This window comes from Pseudomonas shirazica (assembly GCF_015168335.1).
Classification (GTDB): domain Bacteria; phylum Pseudomonadota; class Gammaproteobacteria; order Pseudomonadales; family Pseudomonadaceae; genus Aquipseudomonas; species Aquipseudomonas asiatica.
Genome location: NZ_CP063456.1, coordinates 630,006 through 655,720 on the forward strand (window position 1 = coordinate 630,006; position 25,715 = coordinate 655,720).

Here is a 25,715-nt window from a genome sequence, read left to right on the forward strand (position 1 = left end):
TATCTAAAGACAAGCCCTTAATTGCAGATGATTATCATCTAGTTGTTCGATGTATCCCCTTGCGGCGCGGCTGTGTGCATGGCCACCTGCGGCGCTTTGCACTCATTCGGATTGCCCGGTTGCAGGTAAGGCATGAGAATCGGAGCCATACCCTTGAGCACCTGCACCGGCAGCGCCGAGGTGAACTTGAAGGCCTCTGCCGAGCGCCCCGGCACGAATGCGGTCAAGGTGCCGAAATGGTTGTCGCCCAGGAAGAACACGAAGGTGGCGGTTCGGTTCAGCGAGCGCGAGCCGATCAGTCGGCCGCCAGCACCAAAGCTTTCGATGCGGTTGTCACCGGTACCGGTTTTGCCGCCCATCACCAGTGGCGTGCCGTCCTGCAGCTTGAAACTGCCGGAAATACGCCGCGCGGTGCCCGCATCCACCACCTGCGACATGGCGCCTTTGAGGGCGCGCGCGACTTCGACCGGCAGAATCCGCACACCCCGGTCCGGGTCGGTGACCAGCTTGGTCTCGTAAGGCGTATTGGCTGCGAAGTGCAGGGTGTCGATCCGCAAGGTCGGCAGGCGCACACCGTCGTTCTGAATGATGCCGACCAGCTCGGAGAGGGCGGCGGGGCGGTCGCCCGAGCTGCCGATGGCGGTGGCCAGCGAGGGTACCAGGTGGTCGAATGGATAGCCCACGCGCTTCCAGCGCTGGTGAATGTCGAGGAACGCTTCGATCTCCACCATGGTGCGAATGCGGCTGTCACGGGCGCCCTGATGGCGGCTCTTGAACAGCCAGCCGTAAACCTCCTGGCGCTCGAAGCGGCTGGCATTGACCATTTCGGTCAAGGTCGAACCGGGGTTCTTCAGCAGGTAACCCAACAGCCACAAGTCCAGCGGGTGGACCTTGGCGATATAGCCCTGGTCGGGTAGGTCGTACTTGCCCGGGCCATAGGCGTCGTACATCTCCGACAGGCGGCCATCGGTCAGTTTGCCCAGGACGATCTTGTCACCCTTGAGGTGGGCGCGGACGAAGGCGTTGAAGGTTTCCTGGCCAGCCTCGGGGAACAGGTAGCGGTGCACGGCCGCCAACCGTTGCGGGGTCACGCGCATGCTGTCGAGGAAGGTGTCCAGGCGCTGCTGCGAGGTCTTGCGCTGGTATTTCTTCCAGAAGCGCATCAGGTAGTTGGTGCCTTCCTTGTCGGCGAAACGGGCCAGGTATTCCTGGCGGCGCGGGTCGGAGTCGTCCTTGAGCAGCGGCACGCGGTTATACGGTTGCTGGTAGGTCACGTAGCGCACCAGGTCGCGCATCAGGCGGATGAACGGCAGGTTGATCGATTCGCGCAATGCATCCTTGAGGGTTGGGTTGCGGCTGTTGTCTTCCTTGCGGAAGTTGTTGAACACATGCATGCCGCCGCCGGTGAAGAAGGCTTCGCCGGTGTTGGCCGAATACTTGCGTTCCAGTGCGGCATCGAGCATGGCGTCCAGGCTCTGGTTCTTGCTGTTCTGCGCCAGCCATTCCAGCGACCACTGGCTGATGCGGTCTAGCTCGGCGACTTCGACTTTCTTCAACTCGGCGGCTGGCTTGCCGGCGTATTTGTCGTGCAGTTCGGCGATGATCTCCAGGTAGGTGGTGAGCACCCGCAACTTGGCGGTTGAACCCAGCTCCAGCTTGCTGCCTTCGTTGATATCGAATGGCTGGTCGGTGCTGTCGGTCTGCACCCGCACCCGCGAGCCGTCGGCGGTGCGCTCGAACAAGGTGAAGCTGTAGCTCACCTGATCGGTGGTCTTGGCGGTGAGCAGGCGTTCGCCGATCAGGCCGATCTGCGCCGCGAATTCAGGGTCGGAAAGGTTTTTCAGGTACTGGCTGACCTGCAGTTGCAGGTCGGACTGCAGGGTGCTGGTGGCCGACAGATCCAGCCGGTCGAGATCGTACAGCGGGCGGTTGAGCATGGCTGCCAGGCGGTTGCGTGCCAGGCTGATGCCCTTGTTGGTGACGATCGGCACGATGGTCGGTTGCGCCACCCAGTCGCGGTATACCGCCTTGCTGGCCAGTGCAGCGTCGGCCAGTGGCCGCTCGATGACCTTGTTGGCGGCCAGCACGCGGATGTGCGCGTCGGTCAGTTCGGCCAGTTCGAGCCGCCCCTTGGACAGGTAGTGCGACGGCCGGCGCTGGGCAATCATCAGCGACAGCACCTGGCGCAGGGCCAGGCCGCGTGCGGCCATGCTCTCAGGGTCGCTGGCGGTGGAACTCAGGGCCTGGTTGACCTGGTCGAAATCGGCGCCGTACCACACCCGCAGGCCTTCGGCCATGCCATGCACTTCGCCATGCCCAGGTACTGCCGACAGCGGCACGCTGTTGAGGTAGTCCCGCACGATGCGCTGGCGCGCCTCGGTTGTATCAGGGCCGCCCTGATAGGCACGCACGCTGGCGGAAATCATCTGGCGGATCTTCTCGGCGCCGGAAACGGTCAGGCCGTCCGGTGAATGACGGTACTTTTCAAGCTGCGTGGCCAGGGTGCTACCGCCAGCGGACTGGCCGGGCAGGGCCAGGTACTTGGCCACCTGGCTGTAGGCGGCCTTGGCGAAGCGCGGCCAGTCCACGGCCGGGTTGTTGCGCGGGTCCTTGGTGTCGAGCAGGTCGCGGTTCTCGATGAACAGCAGGCTGTTGACGATAACCGGCGGGATCGCCGCAAAGTCCGGGTACAAGTGTTGCGGGTAGTTGTACTGGTACAGCATGTCGCCACGGCAGTCGGTGATCGACAGGCCAGCCTGGATTTTCTCGATATAGGGGGCGAACAGCCCATGATCGACGTAGTTCATCAACGCCGGCGAGAACTTCACCTGCTCGCTGATCAGGTAGTCGCGCTTGAGCAGGCGTGGCAGGAATTCGCCCAGGGCACTGTAGCCCAGGCGTTTGTCGAACGGCCCTTCGCCGGGGTAGACGATGGCATCGCTGGGGCCTGGTTGCAGCGAATAGGTGAGGGTGCTTGCCAGCTTGCTGAATTCCCGCGACTGCAGGTTGGAGGTGCGGAATTCGTCATATGCAGCGAAGCCGATGGCAACCAGCGCCACCAGCAGCATGAGGATGATCAGCCGCCACCATAGCCGACGCTGACGGGGGGACTTTGGTTGTGGCGTCTCGGCCGGAGGTATCTCGGGTGCTTCCGTTCTGCTTGGTTCCGATTGCCACAGTGCGCCCATAGTCTTCTATCCGGCCAGGTATTTTCGTCTTGCTTGTCTGAAGCTTAGACGTTGAGCGGGTCAGGTGAAAAATTTGTAAGAGACGGAGAAGAGTGGCGTAGGGCTATGCGGCTTTGGTGTGGGTTTCTTCATACGGCGATGTTGCTATGGTGGCCGGGCGATTTGGGGCCGCTTCGCGCCCCATTCGCAGCACAAGGCTGCTCCTACAGGGGAATGCGTATCCATTGTAGGAGCAGCCTTGTGCTGCGAATGGGGTGCGAAGCGGCCCCAGAGATCTAGCTGAATATTCCTGTTTATACAGCGAAAAAACCTGCAAGGGTCTTCCTATACTGCTCGCCCCCTTCGCCTCGCCGGGCGCTCTATTCCGGCACTCGGGCCGGCCCACAAGGCCAGTTCGGCAAGCCAATGCCACGCCTATCGGCCTGGCTGGAGCTGCACGAAGGTCAAATCCAATAACAAAATGAGGTTGTATTGCTATGCCAGTCGGCAACCACTCTGCCCACGGCCAGGCCGCTGAAGGCGGCCCGCTCAAGCGTGAACTGGGCGAACGGCACATCCGCCTGATGGCGCTGGGCGCCTGTATCGGTGTCGGTCTTTTCCTCGGTTCGGCCAAGGCCATCGAAATGGCCGGCCCCGCCATCATGTTGTCCTATATCATCGGCGGCCTGGCCATCCTGGTGATCATGCGCGCCCTTGGCGAAATGGCCGTGCACAACCCTGTCGCTGGCTCGTTCAGCCGTTATGCCCAGGACTATCTAGGCCCGCTGGCGGGCTTCCTTACCGGCTGGAACTACTGGTTCCTGTGGCTGGTGACCTGCGTTGCCGAAATCACCGCGGTGGCCATCTACATGGGTATCTGGTTCCCTGACGTACCACGCTGGATCTGGGCCCTGGCGGCGCTGGGCAGCATGGGGGCGGTCAACCTGGTGGCCGTCAAGGCCTTTGGTGAATTCGAGTTCTGGTTCGCCCTGATCAAGATCGTCACCATCATCGCCATGGTCCTTGGCGGCATCGGCATCATTGCCTTTGGCTTCGGCAATGACGGCGTGGCAGTGGGTATTTCCAACCTTTGGAGCAACGGCGGCTTCATGCCCAATGGCGTGACCGGCGTGCTGATGTCGCTGCAAATGGTCATGTTCGCCTACCTGGGCGTGGAAATGATCGGCCTGACTGCCGGCGAAGCACGCAACCCGCAAAAGACCATCCCGCAGGCCATCGGCTCGGTGTTCTGGCGCATTCTGCTGTTCTATGTCGGTGCGCTGTTCGTGATCCTGTCGATCTACCCTTGGAGCGAAATCGGCAGCCAGGGCAGCCCGTTCGTCATGACCTTCGAGCGCCTGGGCATCAAGACCGCCGCCGGCATCATCAACTTCGTGGTCATCACTGCAGCGCTGTCGTCGTGCAACGGCGGCATCTTCAGCACCGGGCGCATGCTCTACAGCCTGGCGCAGAACGGCCAGGCCCCGGCGGCCTTCGCCCGTACGTCGAAGAACGGCGTGCCGCGCAACGCGCTGCTGCTGTCGATCGGCGCGCTGCTGCTGGGCGTGCTGGCCAACTACCTGGTGCCGGAGAAGGTCTTCGTCTGGGTGACTTCGATCGCCACCTTCGGCGCGATCTGGACCTGGGTGATGATCCTGCTGGCGCAACTGAAGTTCCGCGCCGGCCTGAGCTCCACTGAACGCAAGGCGCTGAAATACCGCATGTGGCTGTGGCCGTTGAGCTCGTATCTGGCACTGGCCTTCCTGGTGCTGGTGGTCGGCCTGATGGCGTACTTCGAGGATACCCGCGTGGCGCTGTACATCGGCCCGGCGTTCCTGGTGCTGCTGACGGTGCTGTACTACGCGTTCCGCCTGGCGCCGAAAGACGCGCAGGGTGTGGCCAGTACTGCTTCCTGATCTGAAATGGCTGGGGCCGCTTTGCGGCCCTTTCGCGACACAAGGCCGCTCCTACAGGCGACCGCAGCCAGCTGCATGGGTCGCGGTCGCCTGTAGGAGCGGCCTTGTGTCGCGATGGGCTGCGTAGCAGCCCCAGGGTTCTATCAGGCCGCCACTTCGCTGTTCGGTTCAAAGCTGTCCGCCCGCGCCAGCTGCCACATGCGCGAATAGAACTGCCCGTTCACCTCGCCAGTCAGCAGTTCACCCGGCTTCAAGAACACATGCATCTGCGAGAACAGTTTGATCTCGGTGGCCGAGATGCGCCGTACCAGGTGCTTGGCTTCCAGCTGCGCCGGGTGCTCCAGGCCCGCTGCCGCAAGCATTTCGGCCAGGGCACGCAAGGTATTGTGGTGGAAGTTCAACACCCGCTGGGCTTTGTCCGGCACCACCAGCGCACGCTGGCGCAGAGGGTCTTGCGTGGCCACACCGGTCGGGCACTTGTTGGTGTGGCAGCTCTGCGACTGAATGCAGCCGATGGCGAACATGAAGCCGCGCGCCGAGTTGGCCCAATCAGCGCCAATGGCCAGCACGCTGGCAATGTCGAACGCGCTGACGATCTTGCCGCTGGCGCCCAGCTTGATCTTGTCGCGCAGGTTCAGGCCAACCAGGGTGTTGTGCACGAACAGCAACCCTTCGCGCAGCGGTACGCCAATGTGGTCGGTGAACTCCACCGGCGCCGCGCCGGTGCCGCCTTCCTTGCCGTCGACGACGATGAAGTCGGGCAGGATGCCGGTTTCCAGCATGGCCTTGGCGATGCCCATGAACTCCCACGGGTGGCCCAGGCAAAACTTGAAACCTACCGGTTTGCCGCCAGACAGCTCACGCAACTGGGCGATGAACTGCATCATCTCGATGGGTGTGGAGAAGGCGCTGTGGCGCGACGGCGATATGCAGTCTTCGCCCATCAGCACACCACGGGTTTCGGCGATTTCCCGGGTCACCTTGTGCTTGGGCAGGATGCCGCCATGGCCGGGCTTGGCGCCTTGGCTCATCTTGATTTCGATCATCCGCACCTGCGGGCTGCGTGCCTGGGCGGCAAAGCGTTCGGGGTCGAAGCGCCCGTCTGGCGTGCGGCACCCGAAGTAGCCGCTGCCCAGTTCCCAGACCAGGTCGCCGCCATGCTCGCGGTGATAGGGGCTGATGCTGCCTTCGCCGGTGTCATGGTGGAAGTTGCCCAGCTTGGCGCCCTGGTTGAGGGCGCGGATGGCGTTGGCGCTGAGCGAGCCAAAGCTCATCGCCGATATGTTGAAGATCGACGCCGAGTATGGCTGGCTGCATTGCGGCCCGCCGACGATGACCCGGAAGCTTGCCGGGTCGGCCAATGGCGCCGGGCGCATGGAGTGGCCGATGAATTCGAAGCCGGACTCGTACACGTCGATCAGGGTGCCGAAGGGTTTGTCCGAGGCTTCGTTCTTCGCCCTTGCGTAAACCAGCGAGCGCTGGGCGCGGGAGAACGGCAGGGCGTCGCTGTCCGCCTCCAGCAGGTACTGGCGAATTTCCGGGCGAATGGCCTCGACCAGATAGCGGATGTTGCCCAGGATCGGATAGTTGCGGCGTACTGCGTGGCGTTGCTGCAACAGGTCGAACAGACCGATGAGGCTGAGGATGCCGGTGCTCAGGGTGAACGGCCACAGCCATTCGTGGTGGGTGAACGGCAGGCTCGCCAGGGTGAACAGCACACAGGTGGCGAAGAAGGCATAGCGACTGAGAAGTGACAGGCTCATACAGGGTCCTTGCGATGGCGCGGTCAGGCTCAGGGCCTGGGGCAAACCCCGACCATAGCCAAGTTGCTCGGCTGTGCAAATTAAAATCGGGGTAGCGAAAATCATTCTCGCAGAGCCTGGCGATAGTCTTCAGGCCAACACGGGCTTTTGTAGGAGCAGCCTTATGCTGCGAAGAGGCCAGTAGGGAAACAGATTGTCTTCGGCAATAATGGCCTCTTCGCAGCACAAGGCTGCTCCTACAGGTGCTGTGCATGCCCTGAAGTCAGCAACAAGGGATTCAGATAGTGTCGCGCAGCAGCTTCTGCCGCCAGCTTTCCTGCTCTTGTGCCGGCGCTTCGACCAGGTACGAATAGTGCCCTGCCACCCGCATCGCCACTGGCACCCCGTCGCGGTACAGCAGGCGGTTGCCACTCACCGCCGGCACTTTCGCCCCCGGCAGCAACGACCCAACCAGGTTCAGCGGGTCACTGGCACTCACCACCACCAGAGTCCCGTCCAATTCACGCCGCCGCACCTGCCGCAGCAGCCCCACCGCCTCCGGCAAGGCGAACTGTTCGCCAGCCAGCCCGGCAATGAAACGCCCGCCACGAATCTCGCCACGCGCTTCCAGACGGTGATAGCAGCGCAGCAATTCGCGCCAGGGCGGCAACACATCGCTTTCGCGCTCCAGCAGGCGCCAGCACACCACGCCATAGCGCCGTAGCAGGGCCCGGGCGATGTGCTCCAGGCGCTGGCTGTCGTCTACAGCGCCCCTGCGCAGCAACGCCCAGCGCCCGGCATGGGACATGCTGCTGGACAGCGGTGGGTGGCCGCGTCGGCTGTTGCGCGATGTGCGTTTCGCCGCCGGGGTGATCAGGCTGCGCAGGCCGGTGAAGCTGTCGGCCCCTACCAGCCCTGCGCCTACCAGCTCCTGCAACGCCGTCTCCAGTTCGCTGGGCAGCAGGTGGGCGTCGTGTGCCAGCTCGTCGAAGAACAGCGCGCCATGTGCGTTCAGCACCTCGTGGACGCGTTGCGCCCGTGCGCCGAGGCTATCCAGGGCGGGTACGGGGGCAAGGCTGCGCCACAACCCAAGATGCTCGCGTGGCAGCAGCACCAGCGGTGTGCTCGACAAGGTGTTGCTCGACACGGTCGCCGCCAGCCGGCTCCAGGCAAACTGCCCGCTACGGCAGGCATCGTCGAGCCAGTGCGGGCTGTAGTCCTTGATACGTGCCGGCAGCAGTTCGGCCTCCCAGGCTCCGGCTGCACTCGGGAACCCTTGCAACTGGCCAAGTACCTCGGCCACGGCTTGCGGGCCGCGCAGGCGCGTGTCGTCAGCCAGGTGCTGCCAGTCGAACAGAAAGCGCACGAAGTCCTGCAGGCTGACCGGCTCGATCTCCCGGCGCAGGCGTTTGACTGTGTAGCGGTGGATGCGCGCCAGCAAATGGCGCTCGCACCACTGCAGTTCGCTTGCGCCGGGGCTGAAATGCCCACGCAGCACATAGCCTTCGGCCTCCAGGCGGGCCAGGGCCTGTTCGATGGCCGGCAGCGGCTTGCCAAGTGCTGCCGCAATCTGCGCACGGGTCAGCGGGCCATGGCCGCTCAGGCGGGCTCGCAACAGTTCGACCAGCGCAATGTCCGGCTCGATGGCCTGATCGAAGCCTGGCAGTACCTGCAACGCAGGTTCCAGCCGGGAGCCGGGATACAGCACCTGCAGCAGACTCAACCGCTCGCGTGCCAGCCACAGTTTTTCATCCACCAGGCGCAAGGCCCGGCCAGCCTTGGCCAATTGTCTGAGCAGCAGCTCCCAGCCGGCATTGCCCTGCACTTCGTCCTGGCTGATGACACCCAGGCCCATCAACGCTTCATGCATTTCGTCGGCGTTGCCCGGTTGCGGCCAGGCCTCGGCCGTCACGGCGGCAATCGCATCGGCGTCCAGCGCGCCCAGGTCGTCGCCGTTCTGCACCTCGTTCCAGCGCCGGTTGAGCACTGCCTGTGTGCGACGCTCTTCCAGTGGCGCGTCATCCAGGAAGGCATATGGCCGTGCATTGAGGATGGCCGCCGCCAACGGCGAAGGGGCGGGCAGATCGCGGCACAGCAGGCGTACCGTGCCGCTTTCCATGCGCCGCAAAAGTGCTAGCCAGCCTTCGCTATCCATCGCCTCGTGCAAGCAGTCGTCGAGGGTTTGCTCGACCAGCGGATGATCGGGAATCTGCCGCTCGCCGACGATGTTCTCCAGGCAGGCGATCTGGTCGGGGAACACGGCGGCAATCAGGTCTTCACTCTTCATCCGCTGGATCTGTGGCGCCACCTTGCGACCGCCGACAAAGCGCGGCAAGGCCATGGTCACGCTGGCGTTCCAGCGCCAGCGCACGCCGAACAGCGGCGCATCGAGCAGTGCCTGGACAAGGATCGACTCGGCGTTGCGGCTATTCAGGTAACGCCACACGTCGTCCAGTTCGAAGCTGTGGCTGGAGGACAGCGACAGCACGATGGCGTCCTCGCTGGCCGCCGCCTGCAACTCGAAGTTGAAGGTGCGGCAGAAGCGCTTGCGCAGGGCCAGGCCCCAGGCGCGGTTGATGCGGCTGCCGTAGGGCGAATGGATGATCAACTGGGTACCGCCGGACTCATCGAAGAAGCGCTCCATCACCAGCGTGTCCTGCGAGGGCAGGGCACCAAGCACTTCGCGGGTGCGGGCCAGGTAGTCGAGCAACTGGCCGGCGGCGTCTTCACCCAGTTCGAAGGTGGCCTGCAACCATGCCAGCACCTCGGCCTGGTTGTTGTCAGCCAGCTGTTGGTCGATCTGCGCCTGCAGCCGGGCCACCGCGGCGGACAGCTCGTCGCTGCGCCCCGGCGCCTCGCCCAGCCAGAATGGAATGGTCGGTGGAAGGCCATGGGCATCCTCCACCCGCACCCGGCCCGGCTCGACCCGCAGGATTCGATAGGAGGCATTGCCAAGCTGGAAGATGTCGCCGGCGATGCTTTCCACGGCGAAGTCTTCGTTGACGCTGCCGATGTTCAGCGCCTGCGGTTCGAGCAGCACGGCGTAGTCGGCGTTGTCGGGGATGGTGCCGCCGCTGGTCAGGGCGGTCAGCTGGCTGCCGCGGCGGCCACGCAGGGTGCCGCTCACCGCATCGCGGTGCAGATAGGCACTGCGCACGCCCTGGCGGCCGTTGTAGCCCTCGGCGAGCATGCGCAGCAGGGCCTGGTAATGTTGCTGGTCGAGTTCGGCATAGGGCGTGGCCTGGCGCAGGCAGTCGAACAGGGCTTGTTCGTGCCAGGGCTGGTTGCTGGCTTCGGCGACGATCTGCTGGGCCAGCACGTCCAGCGGCGCCCGTGGAATGTGCAGCTCGTCCAGCTCCCCCCGGCGTATGCAGTCGAGCAGGGCCACGCATTCGATCAGGTCATCGCGCGAGGTCGGGAACAAGCGGCCCTTTGGCACGCCATCGACCTGGTGGCTGGCGCGGCCGACCCGCTGCAGAAAGGCCGCTATCGAACCTGGTGAGGCGATCTGGCAGACCAGATCGATGTCACCGATATCGATGCCCAGCTCCAGCGATGCAGTGGCCACCAGCACCTGCAACTGGCCATTCTTCAGGCGTTGTTCGGCATCCAGGCGTAGTTCCTTGGCCAGGCTGCCGTGGTGCGCGGCAACCGCCTCCTTGCCCAGCCGGTCGCTGAGGTGGCGGGTGATGCGCTCGGCCAGGCGCCGGGTGTTGACGAACACCAGGGTGGTGCGGTGTTCGCGCGCCAGGGTGGCCAGGCGGTCATAGACCAGGCCCCAGACATCGGTGGACATCACTGCACCCAGCGGCACTGGCGGCACCTCGATGGCCAGGTCGCGCTGCCGAGCATGGCCGACATCGACGATTGCGCAGGGGCGGCCGTTGCCGACCAGAAATTGCGCCACCCGCTCGACCGGGCGTTGCGTGGCCGACAGGCCGATGCGCCGCAACGGCCGGTTGCACAGGGCCTGCAGGCGCTCCAGGGTCAGTGCCAGGTGGGCGCCGCGCTTGTTGCCTGCCAGGGCATGGATTTCGTCGACGATTACCGTGTGCACGCTGGCCAGGCCTTTACGGCCAGAAGCCGAGCCCATCAGCACGTAGAGCGATTCGGGGGTGGTCACCAGGATGTGCGGCGCCAGCTTGCGCATGGCGGCACGCTCCTTCTGCGGGGTGTCGCCGCTGCGCACGGCCGTGGTGATGCGCGGGGCGTTCAGGCCCTGGTCCGCGATGGCCTGGCTGATGCCTTCGAGCGGGGTTTGCAGGTTCAGGCGGATATCGTTGGAAAGCGCCTTGAGTGGCGAAACGTAGACCACCTGGGTTTGCGCTGGTAGCTCGCCTTGGTGCTCCAGGCCTTGGCGGAACAGTTCGTCGAGCACGGCCAGGAACGCACTGAGGGTCTTGCCCGAGCCGGTCGGTGCGGCTAGCAGCATCGACTGGCCCGCATGGATCAACGGCCAGGCCTGGGCCTGGGCATCGGTCACCGTAGCGAAGTGGCGACGGAACCAGGTGCGCACGGCGGGGTGGAACAGCTCGAGCACCGGGTGGTGTTTGGCGGGCAGGTTCATGTGTTGGTTATGGAGGGTGTGGGGCGGGTTGGCAAGGGGCCGTTCGTCTGCTGGATCGGCTACGACCTGTGTCGGCCTCTTCGCGGGTACTGCGCCGCTCTCTGGCCTTGTGGTGCACCTGTGGGAGCGGGTTCACCCGCGAAGAGGCCGGCACATGAGACACTGGCCTTGTCAGGGCAAGGACCCCCATGGGATCCTCCCCGGCCATTGTTTCAGGTGAGCCCCCATGCCCAACACCATCCGCATAGCCGCGGCCCTGTTGATCGACTCCCAAGGCCGCACCCTGCTGGTACGCAAGCGCGGCACCCAGGCTTTCATGCAGCCCGGCGGCAAGATCGATGCTGGCGAAACCCCGGTGCAGGCGCTGGTGCGCGAGCTGCATGAGGAACTAGGCCTGCACATCGACCCAGCTCAGGCCGTGCACCTGGGCCGGTTCAGCGCCCCGGCCGCCAACGAGCCGGGCTTCGAGGTACAGGCCGAACTGTTCCGTGTCGACAGCGCCGCAGCCGTGCTGCCGGCCGCGGAGATCGAGGAGGTGGTGTGGCTGGCCGCAGACCAGGCACCCGCCATGCAGCTTGCACCCCTGACCCGCGACCTGATCCTGCCGCTATACCGCCAGGCCGTCAGCGCACCGCGCTGACGCCATCGAGGGTGGCGAACGAGGTGTCCTTGGCCGTGAGCAAGAAGTCGCGCATATATGGCGCATCGAGCATGTCGGTGCGCACGGCGGCATAAAGCGTGGCGAACAGGCCTTTCTCACCCAGGCGCTTGCCCTTCACATACCCGCGCGAACTGTACTCGTGCAGCGCCCAGTGCGGCATGCCGCAAACGCCACGGCCACTGGCCACAAGTTGCATCATCATCACCGTCAGCTCCGATGTGCGCACGGCGGCGGGCTCGATGTCGGCTGGCTCCAGGAAGCGGGTGAAGATGTCCAGGCGGTCGCGCTCCACCGGGTAGGTGATGAGGGTCTGGTCGAGCAGGTCCTGCGGCACGATGTAGGGCTTGCTGGCCAACGGATGCTGGTTGGCCACCGCCAGCATCGCCTCGTAGGTGAACAGCGGCACGTAGGTGATGCCCGCCAGGTCCAGCGGGTCGGAGGTCACCACCAGGTCAAGGTCGCCGCGGGCCAGGGCCGGCAGTGGTGCGAAGGCAAAGCCGGAGGCCAGGTCCAGCTCCACCTCCGGCCAGGCGTCACGGAACTGGTCGATGGTCGGCATCAGCCACTGGAAGCAGCTGTGGCATTCGATGGCCATGTGCAGACGACCGGCGGTGCCGCCGGCCAGGCGCGCGATGTCACGTTCGGCGCCGCGCAGCAGCGGCAGGGTGGCATCGGCCAGTTGCAGCAGACGCAACCCGGCGCTGGTGAAGCGGATCGGCTTGGTCTTGCGCACGAACAGTGGCAGGCCCAGGCGTTCTTCCAGCTCCTTGAACTGGTGCGACAGCGCCGACTGAGTCAGGTGCAGGCGCTCGGCAGCCTCCACGAGGCTGTCGGCCTCGCGCAGGGCATGAAGGGTTTTCAGGTGACGGATCTCCAGCACAGCTGACTCCGGTGTGTGGACTTGAGGAAACAGGGAATGAGTTGAGTTTCCCTCATGTTGCCGCGCCTGTCGACTGGGCGTACCGCCGCACCGCCTGGCGGGAGTCATCAAACTGTCACTGAACTGTGGCAGCGCGCCCGAACAGAATTCATCAGACTCGCGCTCTACTGGGGATCTGCATTCTGGTGTTTCTTTCATGCGGGCTTTTTGGCTTTTTCTTTTCTTTGTATTCGGCGTACCTGCAAGTTTCGCTGAACAGCGTTGTGACGCCCACGTGCCGGTGCAGCGTGCCGAGCTGGGCGCGGTCAGCCTTGTCTACCAGAGCGTCGGTGCGCCACGCGACCCGGCCTTGCTGCTGGTGATGGGCCTTGGAGGGCAGCTGATCCACTGGCCGGACGACGTGGTCGAAGCGTTGTGCCGCCAGGGCTTTCGGGTGATCCGCTATGACAACCGCGATGTCGGCCTGTCACGCTGGAACCAGTTGCCACCGACGGCCAACCTGACGGTCGAACTGCTGCGCTACAAGCTGGGCCTGTCGGTGGCTGCGCCCTATACGCTGACCGACATGGCGGACGATGGCCTGCGCTTGATGGATGCGTTGGGCGTGCGCCAGTTTCATGTGCTGGGGGTGAGCATGGGCGGCATGATTGCCCAGCACCTGGCTGCCATGGCGCCCGAGCGCGTGCGCAGCCTGACGCTGGTCATGTCCAGTTCAGGGGCGGCGGGGTTGCCGGCGCCGGATCCGGCGCTGGTGCAGTTGCTGGCCCGGCGCAGCGCGCCGAACCGCGAAGTGGCCATTGAGCAGCAGGCTGATCTGCTGGCGGCGCTGGGTAGCCCCGAGGTGCGTGACGACCGTGCGGCCTTGCTGCAGCAAGCGGCCGTGGCCTACGACCGGGCGTTCAACCCTGAAGGGGCCAAGCGCCAGATCATGGCGATACTGGCCGAGCCGAGCAGGGTCGAGTTGCTTAACCAGTTGCGGGTGCCGACCCTGGTAGTGCATGGCACGGCCGACCCGTTGCTGCCGGTGATGCATGGCGTGCACCTGGCAGCACATATCCAGGGCAGCCAGCTGCGTTTGATACCGGGGTTGGCGCACCGCTTCCAGGAGCCGTTCAAGGCGCCGCTGCTGGGGGCGGTGTTGCCCTACCTGCAGGCACATCGGCAGGATGTCACGCATATCGCAGGGCTCTGAATTTCCATGCTTCCAGGCTGATGCTATCCCCTGTAGGAGCGGCCTTGTGTCGCGAAAGGGCCGCAAAGCGGCCCCGGCAATATTCGTTGCGAAGCTGAAATCGGGGGCCGCTACGCGCCCCATCGCGACACAAGGCCGCTCCTACACGGACCGCGTCAGCCGACTGCCTCAGTGCATCCGCACCCACAGGGTCACCAGCACGGTCGCAGCCATCAGCCAGGCCACCGTGGCCAGCGCCAGCGATGCCTCAAGGCGCATGCGGTCGACCAGTACATACAAGGTCGCCAGGTACACGAAGTACGGAATGATCGACCACATGCCGAACAGGATGGTGGTCTTCAGGTCGGCAATGCTGCGCCCCTTGCCGACAATGTAGTGGGCAATCAGGGCGAAGGTGGGGAACAGCGGCACCAGCCCGGCGATGTAGTAATTGCGTGTCTTCGACAGCACCGCCAGCAGCAGCACCACACCAGCACCCAAGGCAGCTTTGAATACCAGGTCCACGTTGTCTTTCCAGGTTGGGTTGAGGTCAGCCGAGGCCGTATTTCTTCACTTTGTCGAACAACGTGGTCTTGGCCATGCCCAGCTCCTGGCTGGCCTGGCTCAGGTTGCCACCAGTACGTTGCAGGGCATCGCTGAGCAGGTTGCGCTCGAACGCTTCCACCGCCTCGGCAAAGCCCAAGCCTTGGCTGGCACCACCGCTGGGGCCTTTCTTGAACGCAGGCAGGCCGAGGGCATAGCGTTCGGCGACGTTGCGCAGCTCACGCACGTTGCCCGGCCAGTCGTGGGCCATCAGGCGCGACAGGGTCTGGCTGTCCAGCGCAGGTGTTTCACGGTCGAAGCGCAGGGCCGACTGCTGCAGGAAGTGTTCGAACAGCTGCAGGATATCTTCGCGGCGCTCGCGTAGCGGCGGCAGCTCCAGTGTCACCACGTTCAGCCGGTAATACAGGTCGCTGCGGAACTGGCCACTCTGGCCCATGGCATCCAGGTCAGACTTGGTGGCGGCGATCACCCGGCAGTCCACCGGAATGCTCTGGTTCGAGCCCAGCCGCTCCAGGGTGCGCTCCTGCAGCACGCGCAACAGCTTGATCTGCAGGTTGATCGGCATGCTCTCCACTTCGTCGAGGAACAGCGTGCCGCCGTTGGCGTGTTCGATCTTGCCGATGCGGCGTTTGCCGGCACCGGTGAAGGCGTTGGCCTCGTGGCCGAAAATCTCGCTTTCGAACAGGTTTTCCGGCAGGCCGCCACAGTTCAGTGCCACGAACGGCTGGCCCTGGCGGCGGCTGAAATCGTGCAGGCAGCGGGCGACCAGTTCCTTGCCGGTACCGGTCTCGCCTTCGATCAGTACGTTGGCCGAGGTATCGGCGACGTTTGCAATCAGTTCGCGCAGGTGCTCCATGGCCGGCGAGCGGCCAATGATGCGCCCCTCCAGGCTGCTTTGCTCGGCCAGCTGGCGGCGCAGGGCCACCACTTCGCGCGACAGCCCGCGCTGCTCAAGGGCGCGGCGCACCACGTCGACCAGGCGCTCCGGGGAGAAGGGTTTTTCCATGAAGTCGTAGGCGCCATTGCGCATGGCGCCGACCGCCATGTCGATATCGCCGTGGCCGGTGATCAGTACCACCGGCAGGCTGCGGTCGCGGGCCTTGAGGCGGTTGAGCAGCTCCAGGCCATCGATGCCCGGAAGGCGGATATCGCTGACGACGATGCCGGCGAAGTCGTCGCCGATGCGTTCCAGCGCCTGTTCGGCGCTGCCTACGCCTTCGCAGGCGATGTCTTCCAGGGCCAACGCCTGTTGGCAGCCGAGCAGCACATGCGGGTCGTCTTCGACGATCAGGACGGTAAGAGGCGCTTGGTTCATGGGTGCTCTGCCGATTCGCTAGGGGGTGAGACCAGGGGCAGGGCCAGGACGAAGGCCGTGCCGCCGCTGGCGGGGTGCTCGACGTTGAGGCTGCCCTTGGCGGCGGCGGCAAGGCTCGCCGACAGGGTCAGGCCCAGGCCCAGGCCGTGTTCGCCCGGTTTGGTGGTGAAGAAAGGTTCGAACAGGTGCTTGCGCGCCTCGGCGTCGATGCCGTGGCCATTGTCGCGCACCTGCAAACGGTACTTGTCGCCCTGCAGCTCGCCTTCCAGCCACAGTTGCGGCAGCGGCTGGGCGGCCATGGCATCCAGGGCGTTGCCGATCAGGTTGACCAGGATCTGCTCCAGGCGGGTCTGGTCGATGGCCAGCTGCTGGTCCTCGAACTGATTGTGCAGCTGCAGGTGGCAGGCGCTGATGCGGTTGGCCAGCACCTGCAGGGTAGCGTCCACTGCCTTGGCCAGCGAGGCCTGGCCGCTGTCGTCACTGCGTCGGGCGAACGAGCGCAGGCTGGCGGTGATGCGGCCCATGCGGTCGATCAGGTCGTTCATGGTGCGCAGGTTGGTGCTGGCGGTTTCCAGTGCCCCGCGCTCGAGGAAGCGCACGGTGTTGCCAGACAGCGTGCGCAGCGCGGCCAGCGGCTGGTTCAGTTCGTGGGCAATGCTGGTGGACATCTGCCCGATGGCGGCCAGCTTGCCGGCCTGTACCAGCTCATCCTGGGCGTGGCGCAGGGTCTGCTCGGCATGCCGGCGCTCGCGAATCTGGCCCTTGAGGCGTTCGTTGCTGGCACGCAGGTCGGCCGTGCGTTCGGTAATCCGTCGCTCCAGCTGGCTGTTGGCTTCCTGCAGGGCCTCGCGGGCTGCCAGGCGGGTGGCGATGACCTTGCGCCGTTCGTTCCAGGCAATGCCGAGGATCGCCAGCAAGGCAAAGGCCACGCCCACCAGGATGCCCTGTACCATGGATTCGCGGCGCAGGTCCTGCAGCGGGGTCAGCAGAGTGAAGTGCCAGGGCGTGTCGACCAGGCGTCGGGTCTGGGCCAGGTAGGCCATTTCGCGGGCCTTGCCCTGTGCGGTTTCGCTGTTGGCCGGGAAGGTCAGCTTTTCCACACCATCGGCCAGGGTTTCCCGGGCCAGGGGCTGCAGCTCGTTCAGCGGCCACCAGTAGTATTGCAGGCTACGGGCCAGGCGCTCCTTGATCTGCGGGGTCAGCGGGCGTACCGACTTCAGGCGCCGGGCCGGGTCGCTGGAGAGGATGATGATGCCGTTCTCGTCGCTGACGAACGCTTCCAGGCGGGCACGCTGCCAGCGCTCCTCGAGGGTGTCCAGGCGCACTTTGATCACCGCCACGCCAATGATCTTGCCGTGTTCCTCCAGGCCGTGGGCCAGGTAATAGCCAGCCTCGCCGGTGGTGCTGCCGATACCGTAGAAACGCCCGGGCTCGCCGCGCACGGCGGTCTGGAAGTAGGCACGGAACGACAGGTCCTCGCCGAGGAACGAGTCGGCATCGCGCCAGTTGCTGGTGGCCTGGACCCGGCCATTGGTGTCGAGGACGAAAATGGCCCGGCTGCGGCTGCGCCGGTTCAGGCCTTCGAGGTATTCGTTGACGGTCTGCCGCGAGCCGCCGTCAGGGTCGGTGAGCAGATGCGAGACGCTGTCTTCCAGCTCCAGCAGGCTCGGCAGGTAGGTGTACTTGCTGATTTCGCTCTCGACCGTGCGCGCGTGCAGCTCCAGCTGGCGCTCGCCGTTTTCGCTGAGGGTGCGGATACCGCTGCTCTCGCTGATCAGGTAGCCAGCCATTCCCAGGCCGACCATCAGCAGGATGATCAGTGGCGGTAACAGCAATTGGCGGAGCAGGCGGGATTTCACGGCAGGCTTGGCAGGGAGAAGAAGCGAAGGATCGCATTTCATCACAGTGGCCTTGTCACGGCCAGCGCCTGCTGCCCGAAGGGCAGCGGCGCCGACCGCTTCAGTGAAGCAAAATCAGTGTTGCAGGATCTTGCTGAGGAAGTGCTGGGTACGTTCGTGGCGGGCACTCGGGTTGCCGAAGAAGTCTTCCTTCTGGCAATCCTCGATGATGTTGCCTTTGTCCATGAAGATCACGCGGTTGGCCACCTTGCGGGCGAAGCCCATTTCGTGGGTCACGCACATCATGGTCATGCCTTCGTGGGCCAGCTCGACCATCACGTCCAGTACTTCGTTGACCATTTCCGGGTCCAGGGCCGAGGTCGGTTCGTCGAACAGCATGACGATCGGGTCCATCGACAGGGCGCGGGCGATGGCCACGCGCTGCTGCTGGCCGCCGGACAGCTGGCCGGGGTGCTTCTTGGCGTGGGCACCGAGGCCGACGCGGTCGAGCAGGGCCAGGCCCTTCTTGGTCGCTTCTGCTTCGCTACGGCCAAGCACCTTGCGCTGGGCAATGGTCAGGTTCTCGGTGATGGTCAGGTGCGGGAACAGCTCGAAGTGCTGGAACACCATGCCAACGCGTGAACGCAGCTTGGGCAGGTTGGTCTTGGGGTCGGCGATGGAGGTGCCGTCGACCACGATGTCACCTTTCTGGAACGGCTCCAGGGCGTTGACGCACTTGATCAGGGTGGACTTGCCCGAGCCCGACGGGCCGCAGACCACCACCACTTCACCCTTCTTGACCTCGGTGCTGCAGTCGGTCAGTACCTGGAAGTCCCCGTACCACTTGTTTACGTTCTTGATGGAAATCATACGGCGATCCTTTTTTGCAGGCGCTTGACCAGCCACGAAGCGGAGAAGCTGATGAGGAAGTACACGACACCGGCGAAGATCAGGAACTCATGGGAGCGCCCGATGATGTCGCCGTTGGAGCGTGCCGAGTTGAGGAAGTCCACCAGGCCCACGGTGTAGACCAGCGAGGTGTCCTGGAACAGGATGATGCTCTGCTGCAAAAGCAGCGGCGTCATCTTGCGGAAGGCCTGGGGCAAGATGATCAGGCGCATGGTCTGGCCGTAGGTCATGCCCAGGGCCTGGGCGGCGCCCATCTGGCCTTTGGAGATCGACTGCACGCCGGCGCGGACGATTTCGCAGAAGTACGCGGCCTCGAACATCATGAATGCCACCACGCAGGAGGTGAAAGCACCTACCGGGGTGTCCTCGCCGGTAATCCAGCGCAGCACGAATGGTACTGCCAGGTAGAACCAGGTGATTACCAGCAGCAGCGGGATCGAGCGGAAGTAGTTGACGTAGGCGCCGGCCACGTTCGACAGCAGCTTGCTCGACGACAGGCGCATCAGGGCCAGGATGGTCCCCAGTACAATCCCGCCAACCACGCCCATTATCATCAGCTGCAGGGTCATGACCATGCCTTCCCAAAGGGCAGGCAGGGCCGGGATGATTTCGCTGAAATCCATGTCCATTTATTTGCCCCCTACGGAAATCAGGCCGGGCACCGAGACTTTCTTCTCGACCATGCGCATCAGCAGCATCAGGCCCATGTTCAGGGTGAAGTAGATCAGCGTGGCCAAGGTGAAGGCCTCGAACAGGTTCGCCGAGAACTCAGCGGTCTGCTTGGTTTGTGCCAGCAGTTCCATCAGGCCGATCAGCGACGCCACCGACGAGTTCTTGAACACGTTCAGGAATTCCGAGGTGAGCGGCGGAATGATGATCCGGTAGGCTTGTGGCAGCAGCACGTTGGTGTAGATCTGCGACAGGCTGAAGCCCATGGCGCGGGCGGCGGCTTCCTGGCCGCGGGGCAGCGCCTGGATGCCGGTACGCACCTGCTCGCACACGCGGGCGGCAGTGAACAGGCCCAGGCAGATGACCACGCTGATCAGCGCCGAGGTGGTCGGGTTGAGGTCCTGCTTGAACCATTCCTGCAGGCCTTCTGGCAGCAGGTCTGGCACCAGGAAGTACCAGATGAACAGCTGCACCAGCAGCGGTACGTTGCGGAACAGCTCCACATAGGCGGTGGCGATACCCGATACCAAACGGTTCGGCACGGTGCGCATGACACCGAGGACCGAGCCCAGCAGCAAGGCGATGACCCAGGCGGAGATGGCGATGGCGATGGTCCAGCCCAGGCCGGTGACGTACCAGTCCAGATAGGTTTCGCTGCCCACGCCGGTGGACTTGAAGAACACGCCCCAGTCCCAGTTGTAATTCATCGGGATTTCCCCTCAGACGGTTGTTTCACGGGCACCTTCCAACATCCGAGGGCATAAGCCCTCGGATGAAAGGTTAGACACTAACGGGTGGCCTGCAGGTTTAATTCGCGCTTTGCAGCGCAACAGGCCATGGGCTGGTGGTCAGGACTTTTTCTCGTCCGCAGCCTTGTCGGTCGGCTCGGCGATCAGTTTCTTCAGCTCGTCGCTCATCGGGAACTGCAGGTTCAGACCCTTCGGCGGGATTGGCTGTTGGAACCATTTATCGTAGCTCTTGTTGACTTCGCCCGACTTGAAGTAGCCGACGATGGCGTCATCGACTGCTTTCTTGAAGGCCGCGTCATCCTTGCGCACCATGCAGCCGTAGATCTCGTAGGACTGCGGGGTACCGGTGATGACCCAGTCCGACGGCTTGCGAGCCTTGGCCATTTCGCCGGCGAGCAGGGCGTCGTCCATCATGAAGGCCACGGCGCGGCCGCTTTCGAGCATGTTGAAGGCTTCACCGTGGTCCTTGGCGGAAATCACGTTCATCTTCATCTGCTTGTCGGCGTTCATCGCCTTGAGGATGCGCTCGGAGGTGGTACCTGCGGTGGTTACCACGTTCTTGCCGGCCAGGTCCGGGAAGTCCTTGTATGCCGGCTGACCGTCCTTGACCTTGGTCAGCAGGCGGGTACCGACTTCGAAGATACCGACCGAGAAGCCGACTTGCTGCTGGCGCTCGACGTTGTTGGTGGTGGAGCCGCACTCGAGGTCTACGGTGCCGTTCTGCACCAGCGGGATGCGGGTCTGGGAGGTGACGAGGTTGTAGCGGACCTTGATGTCCGTGCCCAGCTGCTTCTTCAGGGCGTCGACGACAGCCAGCTGGATGTCATGCGAGTAGCCCACGGGCTCTGGCTTGCCGGCCAGGTAGGAAAACGGGATGGAGGAGTCGCGGTGGCCCAGGGTGATGGTGCCCGACTCCTTGATCTTCTTCAGGGTGCCGGTCAGTTCTTCGGCCATGGCCGGCGAAGCGATCACGGCGGCCGCGATGGCGGCGCCCAGCAATTGACGAACGATGCGCATCAAATTTTCCTCGACGTGTTTGTTTTTTTTATGGAGCCGTTGGCGGACTCTTCGTTCAACGAATACAGAAATAAACGATTGCATTCGGCTACCAAGTGTAGAGCATGAGTCGTGCCAAGCTCTGGCATTGATCATAACGCCTCGAATTCATTGGGAATCAACCTTTCGCACTCATCGTGTGACGGTAAGTTTCATTCGCCATACCGAATGAATAGCGGTTAATCGTTCGGAAATCCGAACGGATTGCCAGCCCTGCATCGCAATGCACGAGCGATCAGGACCGCTGCCATGCTGAGCCTGATCGCAGTGCTGCCAGCCTGGTCAGTGGGGCATGAGCCGCTCTTTCGGCGTCTGGTTCCAGCGCGCCCAGGCCTCGGTAGTGAGGGTGCGTATCAGCACTGACTCCTCGGCGGCAAGTTCGCGCATCAAAACCCTGGCCTGGTCTTCATAGCCCGCTTCCTGGCCGGCCACGGCCCGTGCCTCGAGCGCTTCCATTCGCTCGTGATAAGGCCTTGCGGTCGCCTCGAAACGGTCAGCATAGGTTTCTCGCAGGTAGTTCTGCCAGTAAGGGCGGCCTGCAAGCGCGTCCAGCATCGACAAGGTGCTGTAGCTTTGCAGTACTTCTATTTCTGCTGCATTCAGATCCCGCGTTGTCACGTGGGCGAATGATGCGAAGTGCATCTCATCCGGTGGTGCTGGCAAGTCAAGTGGCCCTGTCAGCCGCAGGCGATAGAAAAGCCGAACTTCGATTTCATCTACTCTGCGTCCTGCTTCGCGCAGGGCCTGGATGTGCCGGTTGGCAATATCGTCAAGCAGGTCCAGGCGGTGCAGCTGGCCGCCCAGATACAGCAGGCGGCTCTCTCTCATTTCCGCTGGTACTCCTTCGATGCCCTGGAAGGCCAGCACGCCCACTTCCATCTGATTGAGCAGCAGCAACAGGCGATCCTCGCAGGTACGCGGCCCGTCGGCCTCGCGAAACAACTGCTCGCGTAACGCTTCATTGTTTTCGCAGGCTTCGAGGATGTGCCAGAGACGGCGTCGAAAATGCCGCGGATGGGCCTCGAAGTCTTCGCTCTGGGCAAAGTCGGCCAGGAATCTGAACAGGCCTCCAGAGCCCGGCTCCTCGCTCAGGCGGTCCCAGGCTGCCTCCCGTTCTGCACGGAGGAGCTCGTTTCTGGACGCTACCCAGGTTGCACGGGTTTCTTCATCTATTGGCTCGTGGGCATACGACGCGCTGCCTCGGGCGCCTGTTTCGCTGGCACCCTGTGCTTCGTCCAGATACTCGATGCTGCCTTCGCTCAACGGATTGTCATGCAGGTTCAGCCTTTGCAGGCGCAGGCGCAAGCCGCGCATCTCGCGCTGCAACTCGCTGATTCTGTTGTCGCGCAAGTCGATATGGGCGCGTAGCGCTACGCTCTGGTGGACCAGGCCAATATCCGCCTGGCCCGTTGCTCGCAGGCGCAGGTCCCGCACATGTGGCAAGGCCGAGAGGTCGGGCATGCCGTTGAGGGGGTTGTAATTGAGTATCAGGGTATCCAGCCGCTGCAACTGAGCCAGGCGGCTACTACCTGCTGCGTCCATCGCAATCAGGTTGTTGCTCAGGTTCAAGCGCCGTAGCTGGCTGAGGCCCTCGATGCCCTCGGGAACCAATGTCAGCTGGTTGCCGCTCAGGTCCAGGTCCACGACGTTGGGGAACAGCCTTAGGAAGTGCGCATCGATCTGCTGCAGGCGCATGTTGCGTAACGTCAGCCGGCGCACGTGTCGGTATTCCACACCCTCCGGCAGGTCTGGCAAGGCATCGATGTGCTCGCCGTCTATGGTCAGTTCATATTGGTCGTTGCCGTCCACCAGTTTGCGCCGCCAACTGCGGCGAAGGGTATCGGCTACCCGGCGTCTGCGAATGGCGTCGATCGGAGATTGCCAACCGGCCTGCCAGACCCGAAGTGTTTCGCGCAGGTCGGCAAGCTGGCGTTGCAGCGCCTGGTAATGGTCCCACAAGCTCTCCCCGCGCTGGCGGACTGCTTCGAGGTAAGCGTCCAGTTGCAGTTCGGAGAGTGTGGGGAATATTTGATGGATCCCTCGGCGAATAGCGCTTTGGCTGCTTTCACCACCGCCGCTGAGTGTATAGGCCAGCCTGCCGTCGGCGAAACGCCGGGGCGGCCTGATAGTTGCGCGGATGCCGGGCAGGTCGAGCAGGCTAGCCGTGGAGTCGCGATCCTGTTCGGCTGCCATGGCCAGTTTGTCGCGCAGTTCCCTGAGCTGCAGGTTGCGGTTCCCCAACCGGGTTTTCTGCTCGTCGTCCAGGCACCGCAGGAGCGCTGCCAGCAAGGACTTGCCCTGGGTTTCTTCGCCAGCCAAGGCGTAGCCTTGCTCATTTTTGACAATGGTGCGCACCTTCTGCGCGGTCTCGCTCTGGCTGGCGAATATCTGTAATCCCTCCAGGCCCCCGTGGCGTAATTCGACCCGTACTGAGTCTGGCCACGGGGCTTCCCGCTCGATGAGGCGTAGCGCCAGTATTTCGCTATCGGTGTTGGTCAGGTTCTGTAGGCGCAAGCCGAGACAAGCTCGGTCAATACGGCTGGCATGTTCATACCATCGTGCATGTTGCGCCATGCTCAGTGGTATCCGCCCGGAAGCATGCAACTGTTCTATCTGGGCGCTACTGCAATGGTCGATGACTTCCTGGGCGCCCCTTGGCGACAGCCCCCGAAAGGCGCCGATCAGCTTGGCCTGGTCGATGGATAGCGGTGTTTGCCATGCCTGAAGTTTTTGCTCGAAGGCCAGCCCTTTCAGGGTCGGATCCTGCTGGTGCAGCTTGATCCGGTCGTGGATGTCTAGCAGCCGCGCGGGTGGTGGAGCGTTCTCCAGGCAAAGTCGGCGCAGTTGGTCCACGGACAGGCCTGTGACCTGCAGAAGCATCCGGCCATGGTCTGACAACGTGTCGGCAAAGTGCTCCCCTTGCAGGCCTTCCAATAATACCGAGACATTTTCCTCGGCAGGCAGGTAGCGGAGGTTTCTGGTCAGCCTTACGCCGCGGCCGGGCAACACCGTTGGCGCAAGCCTGTCGACAAAAGGTATTCGTCGCAGCGTATGCAGCGCACCTGCAGTCAGGCCTGTGGTCGCCAGGCCCTGGGCTACGTTGAACAAGTGGTCCAGTGCACCTTGGCGATCACCTAGCTGCCAGTCCTGGTAGCCTTCGTAGACTTCATCGAGCAATTGCGCCGCGCTGACGACCAGCAGCAGGTCTCCCAATACCGGTACGACCAGAGCTGCCAGCCCCAGCAGGTCCAACCCGGCGCTGAGCATGCCCTGCAAGCGCTGATGTCTGCTCAGGCGGTCTTCGACGTCCGTGGGCACAGCCAGGTAGGCTGCATCATCGAACATTCGTCCGAGCAAAAGCGCTCGTACATGTGCGAACACATCCCCCTCTATGGGCAGGTTTCGCCCGTCGAGCTGCAGTTTCTTTGCTCCAGGCGACGCTACCAGCCGTTGTGCAAGTTCCTTGTCGAAAGCGCTTGTGTCCCGCGCCTTGATGAAACGCTTGAAAAACCTGCGGAATGGCTGCTGTTTGAGGCGAGTGGCCAGGTCGCTGTATACATCGTTCCAACTGTCGTAGAAGCACAGGCTTTGCCCGGGGGCATCGGGTATCCAGACGATGATCTCGTCGATGTCGGCAGCCAAGGCAGGGCGCCATTCGAGAGTGATGACCCCCGTCACGCACTTGCCGAGCAGATAGAGTTGGCGAGGTGTCAGCGTGCCTTTGCCATAGGTTGCGAGCGCAGGGGTTTCCAGCATCGACCGCAGCCGAAGCAGATCCCGCTCATCCAGTTGCCGCTTGAACCTGGCCTCGTAAACCGCTGCTTGCATGCGCGTTCGTACACCGGTTTCAAACAGGTGCCTTATTCTCGTGCGCGCCTGATCGCCCGGCTGGCCACGCCCAGCCTTGGGTTCGAGCACTGTCTTGAGCAGCACCTGATACTTGCCGCCCAGATCCAGCGAGCGGCACAGGCGAACGAATTGCTCGAAGGTCATGGCCAGCTTTTCGCCTTTCTCGTTTTCCAGATGCGCTTTACGCAACAGCCACGGTTTAGCTTCGTGTGCTTCGAAGTTATGCAGGGCGGCAGCCAGCAGGGTTTGTCGTGTGCTATGGATTACGGTCGGCTTGTAGAAATGCTCTGCGGCCGAAGGTAGTTGGAACTCTTCGCTCACGACCACGTGACCCCGTCGCGCGTCGATATGCCCCAGTCTCTGCTCACGCAGCGCGCGTTCGAGCAGAGGCAGGGCGAAGTCTTCGAGGCGAGGGATTCTTTCGAGCAGATGGCGAAGCCTGTCCGCTGCCTGTTGTTGTGCACCCAAGGCCTTGCCGTAGGCTTGCAGGTGCGTTGTGTCGGCGCCGGTCAACCAGTCTGGCAGTTGCTGGGCGATCAGGGCGTCGACTGAATAGGACGGGTTGTATTCGGTGGGTGGCACGTGATGTTCTCCGGGGTTAGAAAGACCCCAGAGCATCACGCCGATAATGTGGTTTGGCGGTAGTTACTGCTGCGCCGAAT

At 63.4% G+C, this 25,715-nt stretch carries 15 protein-coding genes; 3 read left to right on the top strand and 12 right to left on the bottom strand.

Translation table 11 applies throughout. The features are described from left to right. Positions 1 to 38: 38 nt before the first annotated feature. Positions 39 to 3,188: a transglycosylase domain-containing protein gene (locus tag IMX18_RS02900; RefSeq protein WP_054573738.1), complete on the bottom strand. Its 3,150-nt coding sequence runs from the start codon at positions 3,186 to 3,188 to the stop codon at positions 39 to 41. Positions 3,189 to 3,664: 476 nt separating this feature from the next. On the opposite strand from IMX18_RS02900, the gene IMX18_RS02905 reads away from it, so the two are divergent. Then, entirely contained in the window at positions 3,665 to 5,083 is a 1,419-nt protein-coding gene (locus IMX18_RS02905; protein WP_013973978.1) for an amino acid permease, read from the top strand. A gap of 143 nt (positions 5,084 to 5,226) precedes the next feature. Here the strand turns inward: IMX18_RS02905 and IMX18_RS02910 are convergent, their stop codons facing one another. Next, complete coding sequence (locus IMX18_RS02910) at positions 5,227 to 6,846, bottom strand: FMN-binding glutamate synthase family protein (RefSeq protein ID WP_191472204.1); 1,620 nt, start codon at positions 6,844 to 6,846, stop codon at positions 5,227 to 5,229. Positions 6,847 to 7,123: 277 nt separating this feature from the next. Beyond that, positions 7,124 to 11,392, bottom strand: a complete 4,269-nt coding sequence (locus IMX18_RS02915) for a DEAD/DEAH box helicase (protein ID WP_217190077.1) — start codon at positions 11,390 to 11,392, stop codon at positions 7,124 to 7,126. Positions 11,393 to 11,618: 226 nt separating this feature from the next. Here IMX18_RS02915 and IMX18_RS02920 point away from each other — a divergent pair, with 226 nt between their 5' ends. Then, positions 11,619 to 12,032 carry an NUDIX hydrolase gene (locus IMX18_RS02920; protein WP_054573736.1) on the top strand — a complete coding sequence of 138 codons (414 nt, stop codon included), beginning with the start codon at positions 11,619 to 11,621 and terminating at the stop codon, positions 12,030 to 12,032. On the opposite strand, the gene metR is transcribed toward IMX18_RS02920, so the two are convergent. Then, positions 12,016 to 12,933 carry a transcriptional regulator MetR gene (gene metR / locus IMX18_RS02925; protein WP_003258025.1) on the bottom strand — a complete coding sequence of 306 codons (918 nt, stop codon included), beginning with the start codon at positions 12,931 to 12,933 and terminating at the stop codon, positions 12,016 to 12,018. The genes IMX18_RS02920 and metR overlap by 17 nt on opposite strands. A 196-nt stretch (positions 12,934 to 13,129) precedes the next feature. Here metR and IMX18_RS02930 point away from each other — a divergent pair, with 196 nt between their 5' ends. Then, entirely contained in the window at positions 13,130 to 14,125 is a 996-nt protein-coding gene (locus IMX18_RS02930; protein WP_024087669.1) for an alpha/beta fold hydrolase, read from the top strand. Positions 14,126 to 14,293: 168 nt separating this feature from the next. Here the strand turns inward: IMX18_RS02930 and IMX18_RS02935 are convergent, their stop codons facing one another. The 8 genes from IMX18_RS02935 to IMX18_RS02970 form a co-directional block, all read right to left on the bottom strand. Next, positions 14,294 to 14,629, bottom strand: a complete 336-nt coding sequence (locus tag IMX18_RS02935) for a GlpM family protein (RefSeq protein WP_015271577.1) — start codon at positions 14,627 to 14,629, stop codon at positions 14,294 to 14,296. A gap of 25 nt (positions 14,630 to 14,654) precedes the next feature. After that, a complete protein-coding gene (aauR, locus tag IMX18_RS02940) occupies positions 14,655 to 15,932 on the bottom strand; it encodes a two-component response regulator AauR (protein WP_230491511.1) in 1,278 nt (425 codons plus the stop codon). A gap of 47 nt (positions 15,933 to 15,979) precedes the next feature. Beyond that, on the bottom strand, positions 15,980 to 17,884 hold the full coding sequence (gene aauS, locus IMX18_RS02945) for a two-component sensor histidine kinase AauS (RefSeq protein ID WP_015271576.1): 1,905 nt from the start codon (positions 17,882 to 17,884) through the stop codon (positions 15,980 to 15,982). A gap of 72 nt (positions 17,885 to 17,956) precedes the next feature. After that, positions 17,957 to 18,691, bottom strand: a complete 735-nt coding sequence (locus IMX18_RS02950; protein ID WP_015271575.1) for an amino acid ABC transporter ATP-binding protein — start codon at positions 18,689 to 18,691, stop codon at positions 17,957 to 17,959. Beyond that, positions 18,688 to 19,359 (bottom strand): amino acid ABC transporter permease, encoded by a 672-nt coding sequence (locus IMX18_RS02955; protein WP_013973970.1) that lies wholly within the window; start codon positions 19,357 to 19,359, stop codon positions 18,688 to 18,690. The genes IMX18_RS02950 and IMX18_RS02955 overlap by 4 nt, the downstream gene beginning before the upstream one ends. Next, positions 19,360 to 20,106, bottom strand: a complete 747-nt coding sequence (locus IMX18_RS02960) for an amino acid ABC transporter permease (protein ID WP_015271574.1) — start codon at positions 20,104 to 20,106, stop codon at positions 19,360 to 19,362. Between the two features lie 141 nt (positions 20,107 to 20,247). Beyond that, positions 20,248 to 21,165, bottom strand: a complete 918-nt coding sequence (locus IMX18_RS02965; RefSeq protein ID WP_015271573.1) for a glutamate/aspartate ABC transporter substrate-binding protein — start codon at positions 21,163 to 21,165, stop codon at positions 20,248 to 20,250. Between the two features lie 321 nt (positions 21,166 to 21,486). Continuing rightward, the gene (locus tag IMX18_RS02970; RefSeq protein ID WP_217190076.1) at positions 21,487 to 25,635 is read right to left on the bottom strand and encodes an NEL-type E3 ubiquitin ligase domain-containing protein; all 4,149 of its coding nucleotides are present in this window, start codon (positions 25,633 to 25,635) and stop codon (positions 21,487 to 21,489) included. Positions 25,636 to 25,715: the final 80 nt, after the last annotated feature.